Annotated in this window: 13 protein-coding genes; all 13 read left to right on the top strand. The window is 41.3% G+C overall.

Annotated elements, in window-relative coordinates; translation table 11 throughout:
- Nucleotides 1-111 precede the first annotated feature (111 nt).
- Nucleotides 112-684 carry a thymidine kinase gene (locus FD17_RS04040; protein ID WP_057823881.1) on the top strand — a complete coding sequence of 191 codons (573 nt, stop codon included), beginning with the start codon at nt 112-114 and terminating at the stop codon, nt 682-684.
- Between the two features lie 18 nt (nt 685-702).
- Complete coding sequence (prfA, locus tag FD17_RS04035; RefSeq protein WP_057823879.1) at nt 703-1,788, top strand: peptide chain release factor 1; 1,086 nt, start codon at nt 703-705, stop codon at nt 1,786-1,788.
- Nucleotides 1,781-2,629: a peptide chain release factor N(5)-glutamine methyltransferase gene (gene prmC, locus FD17_RS04030; RefSeq protein WP_057823878.1), complete on the top strand. Its 849-nt coding sequence runs from the start codon at nt 1,781-1,783 to the stop codon at nt 2,627-2,629. Before prfA ends, prmC begins: the two co-directional genes overlap by 8 nt.
- A 12-nt stretch (nt 2,630-2,641) precedes the next feature.
- Nucleotides 2,642-3,664, top strand: a complete 1,023-nt coding sequence (locus FD17_RS04025; protein ID WP_057823876.1) for an L-threonylcarbamoyladenylate synthase — start codon at nt 2,642-2,644, stop codon at nt 3,662-3,664.
- A 27-nt stretch (nt 3,665-3,691) separates the two neighbouring features.
- The gene (glyA, locus tag FD17_RS04020; protein WP_057823873.1) at nt 3,692-4,942 is read left to right on the top strand and encodes a serine hydroxymethyltransferase; all 1,251 of its coding nucleotides are present in this window, start codon (nt 3,692-3,694) and stop codon (nt 4,940-4,942) included.
- 121 nt (nt 4,943-5,063) lie between these two features.
- Complete coding sequence (gene upp / locus FD17_RS04015) at nt 5,064-5,693, top strand: uracil phosphoribosyltransferase (RefSeq protein WP_057823871.1); 630 nt, start codon at nt 5,064-5,066, stop codon at nt 5,691-5,693.
- 403 nt (nt 5,694-6,096) lie between these two features.
- Entirely contained in the window at nt 6,097-6,810 is a 714-nt protein-coding gene (atpB, locus tag FD17_RS04010) for a F0F1 ATP synthase subunit A (protein ID WP_057823870.1), read from the top strand.
- Between the two features lie 39 nt (nt 6,811-6,849).
- Entirely contained in the window at nt 6,850-7,062 is a 213-nt protein-coding gene (atpE, locus tag FD17_RS04005; protein ID WP_013727677.1) for a F0F1 ATP synthase subunit C, read from the top strand.
- Nucleotides 7,063-7,104: 42 nt separating this feature from the next.
- The gene (gene atpF / locus FD17_RS04000) at nt 7,105-7,614 is read left to right on the top strand and encodes a F0F1 ATP synthase subunit B (protein WP_057823868.1); all 510 of its coding nucleotides are present in this window, start codon (nt 7,105-7,107) and stop codon (nt 7,612-7,614) included.
- Nucleotides 7,611-8,153: an ATP synthase F1 subunit delta gene (gene atpH / locus FD17_RS03995; protein ID WP_057823866.1), complete on the top strand. Its 543-nt coding sequence runs from the start codon at nt 7,611-7,613 to the stop codon at nt 8,151-8,153. The genes atpF and atpH overlap by 4 nt, the downstream gene beginning before the upstream one ends.
- Before the next feature lie 27 nt (nt 8,154-8,180).
- Complete coding sequence (gene atpA, locus FD17_RS03990) at nt 8,181-9,737, top strand: F0F1 ATP synthase subunit alpha (protein WP_057823864.1); 1,557 nt, start codon at nt 8,181-8,183, stop codon at nt 9,735-9,737.
- Between the two features lie 21 nt (nt 9,738-9,758).
- Nucleotides 9,759-10,670: a F0F1 ATP synthase subunit gamma gene (locus FD17_RS03985; protein WP_057823860.1), complete on the top strand. Its 912-nt coding sequence runs from the start codon at nt 9,759-9,761 to the stop codon at nt 10,668-10,670.
- A 29-nt stretch (nt 10,671-10,699) separates the two neighbouring features.
- Nucleotides 10,700-12,136 (top strand): F0F1 ATP synthase subunit beta, encoded by a 1,437-nt coding sequence (gene atpD, locus FD17_RS03980; protein ID WP_191983122.1) that lies wholly within the window; start codon nt 10,700-10,702, stop codon nt 12,134-12,136.
- Nucleotides 12,137-12,140: the final 4 nt, after the last annotated feature.

Here is a 12,140-nt window from a genome sequence, read left to right as displayed (position 1 = left end):
CAAATCAAATTTGTAATGATGAGTGTCCGTGATAATTTTCTCATTATTATCGATTTTCAAATCTTTTTCTGTATAATGGAAGAGAAGCTCTAAAGGAAAAAGGTGGATATTTTGGCTCAACTATTTTATCGTTACGGTGCAATGAATAGCGGCAAAACAATCGAAATTATCAAAGTTGCTCATAATTACGAGGAGCAGCACAAAAGTGTTATTATTATGACCAGTGCGTTGGATACCCGTGAAAAGCAGGGGATGATCGAATCACGAATCGGTTTGGAACGAAAAGCAGAACCCATTCATGAAGATACCAATGTATTCGATTTGGTTCAGGAATTGAATCCTCATGCCAGTTGTATATTAATTGACGAGGCCCAGTTTTTGAAGAAGAAGCATGTTATGGAACTGGCCAAGATCGTTGATGAATTAAATGTGCCGGTGATGGCATTTGGCCTTAAAAACGATTTTCAGAACAACCTGTTTGAAGGTTCAAAATATTTATTGTTGTACGCGGATAAAATAGAAGAAATGAAAACGATCTGCTGGTTCTGTGGTAAAAAAGCCATCATGAACCTTCGCTTCCATGACGGCGAACCGGTTTATGAAGGTGAGCAGATTCAAATGGGCGGTAATGAATCCTATTATCCCGTTTGTAGAAAGCATTACTATAATCCACCAATCAAGTAACAAAGTGAGGAATATTAAATGGACGAAATTTTCGACAAATTACAATCAGTCGTTGATCGTTATGATGAGTTAAATGAGTTAATCAGTGATCCAGAGGTGATTGCCGACACTCAGAAATTTATGAAGCTATCTAAAGAAGAAGCTGATCTGAGAGACACGGTTGCTGCATTTAAAAAGTATCAAAAAGTCAGCAAGCAACTGGATGACGATAAAGAAATGCTCCGTGAAAAGATTGATGATTCTGATTTGGAAACAATGGTTAAAGATGAAATTTCCAGTTTGACTGATCAAAAAGCAAAATTGGAAGATCAAATGAAGGTCATGCTGCTTCCCAAAGACCCGAATGATGAAAAAAACATCATCATGGAAATTCATGGTGCTGCCGGTGGGGATGAAGGAAGTTTGTTTGCTGCTGATTTATTTAGTATGTATTCAAAGTATGCTGAACGTCAGGGCTGGAAAGTTGAAATCATCGATAAGAATGAAACTGAAGTCGGCGGCTTTAAGGAAATCGTTTTGATGATTACCGGTAATAAGGTTTATTCAAAGCTGAAGTATGAAAATGGTGCCCACCGTGTTCAACGGGTACCAGTTACTGAATCCGCCGGACGGGTTCATACATCGACTGCGACAGTTGGTGTGATGCCTGAAGAAGAAGATGTTGATATTGATATTGATCCAAAGGACATCCGGGTTGATGTTTATCGATCATCCGGTGCCGGTGGTCAGCATATCAACAAGACGTCATCCGCTGTTCGAATGACTCATTTACCAACCGGAATTGTGGTTGCGATGCAGGATGAGCGTTCACAGCAGCAAAACCGTCAAAAAGCTATGAAGATTTTAAAGGCTCGAGTGTATGATTACTATGCTCAGCAGGAACAAGACCAATACAACGCTGAACGTAAGTCAGCGATTGGAACTGGTGATCGATCAGAACGGATTCGGACTTACAATTATCCCCAAAACCGAGTAACTGACCATCGAATCGGCTTAACTTTGAACAAGTTGGATCGAATTATGAATGGTGAACTTGATGAAATCATCGACGCGCTGATCGTTTCAGATCAGGCGAAGAAACTTGAGAATTTAACCAATGAATAACCAAACAAAAATGACCTACTTTGAAGCCCGGAAGTGGGCTTCTTTTCGTGTTAAGGATGCATCTGACATAGACATGTACGATGTTGACTTTCTACTCGAAAAATTATTTAATTTATCAGCCACGGAACTGTTGATTAAGTATCAATCCAGGATGCCTGACGACCAATGGCAGCAGTTTCAATCTGCAGTTGGGAAGCTGATGGCGGGAGTTCCTCCTCAATATATTGTTGGCAAAGCCGATTTTTATGGTTTAACGTTAACGGTCACGCCCGATGTACTCATTCCCAGGGTTGAAACTGAGGAATTGGTTGATTGGGTTTTATCCGAAAACTCCAAGAATGGTTTGAAGGTCCTGGATATTGGGACAGGCAGCGGTGCAATTGCAATTGCCCTAAAAAAATTTCGATCTCAGTGGAATGTGACTGCAAGTGACATTTCCGAAAAGGCAATTGAGGTTGCGAAAGACAATGCACTTGCCAATAAAACCGCAATTAACTTTGTCCTCAGTGACGTCTTCGATTCAATCACTGGTGGATTTGACATCATCGTGTCAAATCCACCCTATATTGCAAAGGATGAGCAAGCGTATATGGACCGAAGTGTGATCAACAACGAGCCTGATTTGGCACTATACGCTGAAGATGAAGGACTTGCCGTATACAGGAAAATTGCGGAAGACTTGAAAGACCACCTTAACACTTCCGGCAAGCTATATATGGAGATTGGTTTCAGGCAGGAATCCCCTGTCAGTTCGATTTTTAAATGGGCAATCCCCACTGCTCAAGTGATTCCCAAACACGATGTGGCTGGACATCAACGAATGATTCAAGTAAAGAAATGAAGGCTATATAATATGGAAACTTTAATTTTAAAAGGCAGTCAGTTGGACAAGGCCGCCGAGTTTATCCGACAGGGTGAGTTAGTCGCTTTCCCAACTGAAACAGTTTATGGATTGGGCGCCGATGCTACTAACGAAGCAGCAGTTAAGAAGGTTTATGCAGCCAAGGGCCGTCCCAGTGACAACCCATTGATCGTGACCGTATCTAACATTGCCATGGTCGAAAAATATACTGAGCCGTTTTCAGATGAAGCGAAGGCTCTTATGAAAAAGTTTTGGCCGGGTTCATTAACGATGATTTTTAAATTGAAACCAAATGCCTTGTCAAAAACGGTGACCGGTGGACTGAATACAGCTGCTTTCAGATTTCCAAACAATCAGATGACACTTGATTTGATTTCCAAAGCCGGTGTTCCGATTGTCGGCCCCTCGGCCAATACATCGGGAAAGCCAAGCCCCACCACAGCTCAACACGTCTATCATGACTTGAATGGCAAGATTGCTGCGATTGTCGATGACGGTCCAACGTCTGTCGGGGTTGAATCAACTATCTTGGATATGTCTGTGACAACTCCATCAATTCTGCGTCCTGGTGCTGTAACCAAAGAGGACGTTGAGGCGGTCATTCACCGCCCTGTCATTGATGAGCTTCACCATGTTGGCGCAAAGCAAACACCGAAGGCTCCGGGGATGAAGTATAAACATTACGCGCCGAATGCCCAGGTTTATATCGTTGACCCTGATGATGATTGGCATGATGTTGTCGCTTGGATTCAAAAAAATCCTCAGCCGACTGGTGTGATGGCGTTTGACGATGTTGTTAAGTCAATCAGTTGGCCCGACAATGTGGACGTGATTTCACTTGGTAAAAACGCCGCTTCTGCTGCCCACGACCTTTTCGCAGAACTTCGTGATTTTGACAATCACCCTGCATATAAAATTATTTTTACCCAGGGGATAAGCCCAGAAGGAATTGGAGAGGCTTACATGAATAGATTGAACAAATCTGCTGGGCAAATGCATTTTAACCAGTTATAATTTATTTGTACCAAATAAATTAGTGAGGTGGAGCAGTTGAACTACGATTATAAACAACAGGATCCAGAACTTTGGGATGCCATTGCCAACGAAGAGAACCGTCAGGAACATAATATCGAACTGATTGCATCTGAGAATATCGTCTCAAATGCTGTTCGGGCTGCCCAGGGATCCGTACTTACCAATAAGTACGCTGAAGGATATCCTGGCCGAAGATACTATGGCGGCTGTGAGTATATTGATGTCGTTGAACAATTGGCGATTGATCGCGCTAAAGAATTATTTGGTGCCGAATATGCCAATGTGCAGCCTCACTCAGGTTCCCAAGCAAATCAAGAGGTTTATGCAGCATTTCTTAAGCCGGGCGATCGAATTTTGGGAATGGGACTGGATGCCGGTGGCCATTTAAGCCATGGTGCGAAGGTAAGTTTTTCAGGTAAGTTGTATGATTCATTTTCATATGGTCTTGATCCGAAGACCCAGCTGATTGATTACGATGAGGTTGCAAGAATTGCTCAAATCGTTCAACCAAAGCTGATCATTGCCGGCGCATCTGCATATAGCCGAATTATTGACTGGCAGAAATTCCGTGATATTGCCGACTCTGTTGGTGCATATTTAATGGTCGACATGGCTCACATTGCCGGATTGGTGGCCGTTGGGTTACATCCAAGTCCAGTTCCAGTGGCGGATGTTGTCACAACTACTACCCATAAGACTTTGCGAGGCCCCCGTGGCGGTTTGATTTTGGCCAAAGAAAAGTATGCCAAGAAGATCAATTCAGCTGTTTTCCCTGGAAGCCAAGGCGGCCCGCTTGAACACGTCATTGCCGGAAAGGCAGCTGCCTTTTATGAAGATTTGCAGCCTGCATTTAAAGAATATGGTGAGCAAATTATCAAGAATGCCAAAGCAATGGCCGAAGTATTCCAGAATTCCAAGACCGTTTCTGTTCTGACTGGTGGAACTGATAATCATTTGATGACTATCAACCTCACTAAGACTTCCTTAAATGGAAAAGATTTACAGAACATTTTGGACTCCGTTCACATTACCACCAATAAAGAGTCAATTCCTAATGACCCACTGCCACCTTCAAAGACAAGTGGCTTGCGTCTTGGAACACCTGCTATTACAACTCGTGGATTCAAAGAAGACGATGCTAGAGCAGTTGCCAATTTGATTTTACAAGTGATTGACAATCCGACTGATGAAAGCAACTTGAAGGATGTTGCTGCCAAGGTTGAACAATTAACTGCCGACCATCCAATAAAAGATTAAATTAAATCATTATATAATTGAAGGCTTGAAACTAATTGTGGCTTCAAGCCCTTTTTGTGTGAATTTCCCAGCCCTATATGTGATACAATTATTTCGGAATATAAAAAGGAGTTGGAATATAATGGGTAAGTTTCAAGTAATGGATCATCCGTTGATTCAACACAAGTTGTCATTGATCAGAGATAAGAATTGTGGGACAAAGGAATTTCGAGAAATTGTTGACGAAATCGCCACTTTAATGGCATTCGAAGTTTCTCGTGATATGCCGCTGGAAGATGTTGATATTGAGACACCTGAAGGTATTGCCCACGCTAAGCAAATTTCCGGAAAGAAAGTTGCCATTGTTCCCATCTTGCGTGCCGGAATCGGAATGGTTGACGGAATTCTCGATTTAATTCCAGCAGCCAAGGTTGGTCACATTGGCATGTATCGTGACGAAAAGACGTTAGAGCCTCACGAGTATTTTGTTAAGCTCCCATCAGATATTGATCAGCGCCAGATTTTTGTTGTTGATCCAATGCTTGCAACTGGTGGTTCTTCAATCATGGCAATCGATGCCTTGAAGAAGCGTGGCGCATCAAACATTAAGTTTGTTTGTTTAGTTGCCGCACCTGAAGGTGTAAAAGCACTTGAAAAGGCTCATCCAGATGTTGATATCTATGCAGCTGCACTTGATGAAAAATTAAATGACAAAGGTTATATTGTACCTGGACTCGGTGACGCTGGTGACCGTTTGTTTGGTACGAAGTAATGAGATGGGGCTGAGACAAAACTTATGTTTTGTCTCAGCCCTATTTTTTGGAACGTTTCCGACAATTGGTCTGAATTTTGTGGAACCCACAAAATGCGGTTATCCCATATAATTTGGAAAATGTTTTCATTTTGATGCGTATTTCGTTATAGATTAACAGGTTGTTCACTTTGGACATATCATACAGGTGTCCAACATGGCCTTCAACGCTACTGCTAAAGGGGAGTTGCCATGTCAATATTGTTTTGAATTTTGTAATGAATGGTGGTATGATTTCAATTGTATTTGAACGCAGTTCTGTGTTCATTACCATCGCAATGTTTCACTTTGGTATTAATGTCTTCTGGACCAAAACCAGATTGATTTGCATGCGTGATTATGTCGAGGAAAGAGGTGAGATTTTGTGGGAGATTCTGCTGCTTCTACTTTTGAATTCTTAGGACTGACATTTAATGTTGGTAATATGATTTCAATATCACTAGCCTGCGTTGTCGTTTTAGTCCTTGTTTATGCGTTGTCGAGGCATTTAACTTTAAAGCCGGGCAAAGCACAGAATGTTTTAGAATATGCGGTAGACTTTACTAATGGTATTGTTCGAAGCTCAATTTCCGGAGAAACAAGTAGAACCTTAGGCTTATGGGGCTTTACGCTGTTTATGTTCATCATTATCGCGAACTTGCAAGGACTCTTCTTGCATATCGATATTTCCGGTGTAACATATGTCAAAAGTCCAACTTCTGATCCGGTGATTACGATGACTTTGGCTCTTATGACTTTGACGCTTGCCCAATTTTTGGGAATTCGTAAATTAGGTTACAAGGGACACTTTCAGAATTACCTGAAACCATTCGTATTTTTCCTGCCAATCAATTTGTTCGAGGAGTTTACTAATTTCTTAACGTTAGGTTTGCGACTGTTTGGTAATATCCTATCGGGTGAAATGCTTCTTGGAATAATTCTTGGTATGTCGCATGGTGGAGCGGTAATGTGGATTGTTTCATTCATCCTTGAGCTGGCCTGGACAGGCTTCTCAGTCTTTATTGGATGTATTCAAGCCTATGTTTTTGTGGTTTTATCATCAGTATATATTTCACGAAAGCTCGAACTTGAAGATTAGCAAAAATATTTTGGAGACTATTAAGGAGGATTTTTAATTATGGGAGCAATTGCTGCAGGTATTGCAATGGCCGGTGCCGCTATCGGTGGAGCTGTTGGTGATGGTATTTTAATTTCAAAGATGTTGGAAGGTATGGCACGTCAGCCAGAATTATCCGGACAACTTCGTAGTAACATGTTCATCGGTGTTGGTTTGGTTGAAGCTATGCCTATCATCGCCTTCGTTGTTGCTTTACTGGTTATGAACAAGTAATAACTGGTTTAGTCAAATACACAGAGAAGGAGGTGCCGATTGATGTTTTCATATTCAGTAGTTGGAGCTCAGCTTTATGTTGGTGATATGCTGTTTGTCATGATCACATTCCTTGTTTTAATGTGGTTGGTCAAGATCGTTGCGTGGAAGCCAATTACGAAGATGATGCAAGACCGTTCAGATAAAATTGTTAATGATATTGATTCTGCAAAGGAATCACGTACCAAAGCAGCTGAACTTGCACAAAAACGTCAGGCTGAATTAGATAAAACGCGTGATGACGCGAACGGTATTATTAACAATGCCAAACAGAATGGACAAAGACAACGGGATCAAATCGTTGAAGATGCCAGAAATGAAGCATCTAATCTTAAGAGTTCTGCTGAAAAGGATATTGAACAACAGCGACAGGAAGCTTTGGCTAATTCTCGAAAAGATGTGGCAAGCCTTTCTATTGATATTGCATCCAAGATTATTTCAAAAGAATTAAACGAAGATGATCAAAAAGGACTTGTTGATTCTTATATTGAAGGGTTGGGTAAGCAGAAATGACATTAGATGATATTAGCGCTTCAAAAAAATATGCAAAAGCCATGTTTGAAGTTCTAAGTGATTCTGATGAACTTGAGACTGGTTATGCTGATTTGATTGAACTACGTAAGATTTTTGCTGCTAATCCGAAGTTGATTGATATTCTCGATGATATTCGAGTTTCAGATGACGAAAAAAAGTCAGTCCTGGCTCCTATCACCAAAAGTGCATCAGATTTTATTAATAATTTTCTCAAGGTTGTTGCCAGTTATCGACGTTTTCCACAAATTTTGGACATTATTGATCAGTTCCAGAAGATTTACGAAAACGATAAGAAGATTGTTCGAGCACAGGTTGTTTCTGCAACCCCGCTTAACGACGATCAGCTCGATCGCTTGGCAAAAGCTTTTGAAAAACGAGTTGGTGCGGTTAAAGCCATTTTTGATACGAAAGTTGATAAGTCACTGATTGGTGGGGTTGTTATCCGATCATCAGATGTCATTATTGATGGAAGTGTTCAAACTCGAATTAATAAAGTCAAAGAATTATTGTTGAATTAACGATATCTATTTAAAGAGGTGAAACTTATGAGCATTAAAGCTGAGGAAATCAGTGCTCTTATTAAGCAACAATTACAAGGCTATAAGAACGAGCTCGACGTTCAAGAAACAGGTATCGTTACATATGTTGGTGATGGTATTGCTCGTGCTCATGGGCTCGAAAATGCGTTGTCTGGAGAGTTGCTCGACTTCGGTCACGGCATTTATGGAATGGTACAAAACCTTGAAGCCAATGATGTTGGTATCATGATTTTAGGTGACGACACAGGTATTCGTGAAGGTGATTCCGTAAAGAGAACCGGCCGAATTATGGAAGTTCCCGTTGGGGACGATATGATTGGACGAGTTGTTAATTCACTCGGTGAACCAATCGATGGTAAAGGACCTATTAAGGCCGACGATCACAAAGCCATTGAACATAAGGCTCCAGGTGTTATGGATCGTCAATCCGTTTTCGAACCATTACAAACTGGTATTAAAGCGATCGATTCTTTGATTCCAATTGGTAGAGGTCAGCGTGAGTTGATCATTGGAGACCGTAAAACTGGTAAGACTTCAATCGCCATTGATACGATCTTGAACCAAAAGGGTCAGAATATGAAGTGTATTTACGTTGCGATTGGACAGAAACAATCAACTGTCCGTACAGCCGTAAGTACCCTTGAGAAGTATGGTGCAATGGACTACACGACTGTTATTTCAGCCGGACCATCAGAACCAGCATCATTACTTTATATTGCACCTTATGCCGGCGCTACAATGGGTGAATACTTCATGCACAAGGGTCAACACGTTTTGATTATCTATGATGATTTATCAAAACAGGCTGATGCTTATCGTGAACTTTCACTTATTCTTCGTCGTCCTCCAGGTCGTGAAGCTTATCCTGGTGATATTTTCTACACCCACTCACGTTTGTTGGAACGTGCTGCTAAGTTGAGTGATAAGTTGGGTGGCGGTTCAATGACTGCGATGCCAATTGTTGAAACTCAAGCAGGGGATGTTTCAGCTTATATTCCTACCAACGTTATTTCCATTACTGATGGACAGATCTTCTTGGATGCCGATAGTTTCTATTCTGGTGTTCGCCCAGCCGTTGATGCTGGTACTTCTGTTTCTCGTGTTGGTGGTGACGCGCAGGTTAAGGCCATGAAGAAAGTTTCCGGTACTTTACGTCTTGATTTGGCTTCATATCATGAATTGGAATCATTTGCACAATTTGGTTCCGACCTTGATGAAGCAACTCAAAGCAAGTTGAATCGTGGTGCCAGAACTGTTGAAGTATTGAAGCAGCCGCTTCATTCTCCAATTTCCGTTGAAAAACAGGTTGTTATTCTTTATTGCCTAACCCATGGATTCTTGGACAAAATTGCAATTGATGATATTTTGAGATATCAAACAGAAATTTTTGATTTCTTCGATCAAAACCACAAAGATTTGTTGGATGGAATCGCCAAGACTGGTCAATTGCCTGATACAAGTAAAATGGATGCTGCAATCAAAGAGTTTGACAAAACTTTCCAACCAAGCAAGCAAAGTGATCAACAATCAAATGATGATCAATCAGCTGCTTCAAATGACTAGTTTTAAGGAGGGTGAGATTACATGGGTGCTTCGCTAAACGATGTTAAACATCGGATTACTTCTACTAAGAAGACGCGGCAAATTACCAATGCCATGGAAATGGTTTCTCAAGCAAAACTAAACCAAATCCAAAAGCATACGGTTAGTTATGCGGAATATGCAAGCCAAATCAAATCTGTTGTATTGCATTTAGCCCAATCTCACATCTTAGATGGGCTAAACAAATCCTCAGGTCATTCAGCTGATAAAGATCAGTCTAAGACTAAGAGAAGCGCATATTTAATTATCACATCCGATCGTGGGATGGTTGGTAGTTACAATAGCAACGTTATCCGTGAAGCCAACGAATTTATTGAAAAGCATTCGGGTTCGAACGATTTTCAAATTTTGGCCGTTGGTGGAACTGGATCAGACTTTTATAAGAAGCGCGGCGATAACGTTTCTTATGAATATCGTGGTGTTAGCGATGTGCCAACATTTAATGAGGTTCGTCAAATTGTTAAGATGGTCACATCAATGTATGATAAAGATCAATTTGATGAATTATATGTTTGTTACGAGCATTTCGTTAACCGTCTTATTTCACGATTCCGAGCAGAAAAGATGCTTCCAATCGATGACGAAGCAATTGCATCGGCTGCCAGTCAGGACATTGTGGTTAAGCCAATGAGTGCTGAATATGATGTTGAACCTTCTGAAAAAGAAGTCTTGAATGTCATTTTGCCTCAATATTCTGAAAGCTTGGTATATGGGGCAATCCTTGATGCCAAAACTTCAGAACATGCTTCAAGCTCTACAGCAATGAAGTCGGCATCTGATAATGCGGACGACCTGATTTCATCGTTGGAGCTGAAGTATAACCGGGCTCGACAAGCAGCAATTACGACCGAAATTACTGAAATCACTGGTGGTCAAGAAGCTCTTAGTCATTAGAAAAGATTTGAATGGAGGAATTAACTAACATGAGTTCTACTGGTAAAGTTATACAAGTTATTGGACCAGTTGTTGATGTTGAATTCTCCTTGGACGATAAATTACCAGAAATTAACACTGCTTTAAATATTCACGTCTCAGATGACAAGATTCTTGTCGTTGAAGTTGCCCTTGATTTAGGTGACGGTGTCGTGCGTACTATTGCGATGGATGGAACTGACGGACTTCGTCGTGGGATGACAGTAGATAATACTGAATCATCTATCAGTGTTCCTGTTGGTAAAGATACTCTTGGACGAGTATTTAACGTTCTTGGAGAACCAATCGACGGCGGCCCAGAATTTGGCCCTGACGCAGAGCGTTGGCCAATTCACCGCGAGGCTCCAAAGTATGACCAATTGAATCCATCAACTGAAATTCTTGAAACAGGAATTAAGGTTATTGATTTATTGGAACCATACACTCGTGGTGGTAAAGTTGGATTGTTCGGTGGTGCCGGAGTTGGTAAAACCGTTTTGATTCAGGAGTTGATTCATAACATCGCTCAAGGACACAATGGTATTTCTGTGTTTACCGGTGTTGGTGAACGAACTCGTGAAGGTAATGATATGTACTTCGAAATGAAGGGTTCAGGAGTTCTTGAAAAGACTGCCATGGTTTATGGTCAGATGAACGAGCCTCCTGGTGCACGTATGCGTGTTGCCCTGACTGGTTTGACAATTGCGGAATACTTCCGTGATCGTGAAGGCCAAGACGTTCTGTTGTTCATTGATAATATCTTCCGATTCACTCAAGCTGGTTCTGAAGTTTCTGCTTTGCTTGGACGTATTCCATCAGCCGTTGGTTATCAGCCAACATTGGCTACTGAAATGGGTCAGTTGCAGGAACGGATTACTTCAACTAAAAAAGGTGCGATTACATCTATCCAGGCCGTTTATGTGCCTGCCGATGATTATACCGACCCTGCACCAGCTACAACATTTGCCCATTTGGATGCCACAACCAACTTGGAACGTTCTTTGACTCAACAAGGTATCTATCCAGCCGTTGACCCATTGGCTTCAACATCATCAGCTTTGGATCCCGCAATTGTTGGTCAAGAACATTATGAAGTTGCTACTGAAGTCCAACATGTGCTTCAACGATATCGTGAACTTCAAGATATCATCTCAATTCTTGGTATGGATGAATTGTCAGACGAGGAAAAGACGATTGTTAACCGTGCTCGTCGAATTCAATTCTTCTTGTCTCAAAGCTTCTCAGTTGCTGAACAGTTTACCGGATTACCTGGTAAATACGTTTCAGTTCAGGATACTGTTAAGGGCTTTAAGGAAATCCTTGAAGGTAAGTATGATGACATTCCAGAAGATGCATTTCGTAACTGTGGGCCAATCGAGGATGTTGTCGAAAAAGCCAAGGCAATGAAGCAGGAAGCACAAGACGAAAAGCAGAGTGCTGCAAACTAAGGAG

Source organism: Lentilactobacillus sunkii DSM 19904 (assembly GCF_001435575.1).
Lineage (GTDB): Bacteria > Bacillota > Bacilli > Lactobacillales > Lactobacillaceae > Lentilactobacillus > Lentilactobacillus sunkii.
The sequence above is the reverse complement of the archived record's forward strand: the minus strand, read 5'-3'. Positions and strand labels throughout refer to the sequence as shown.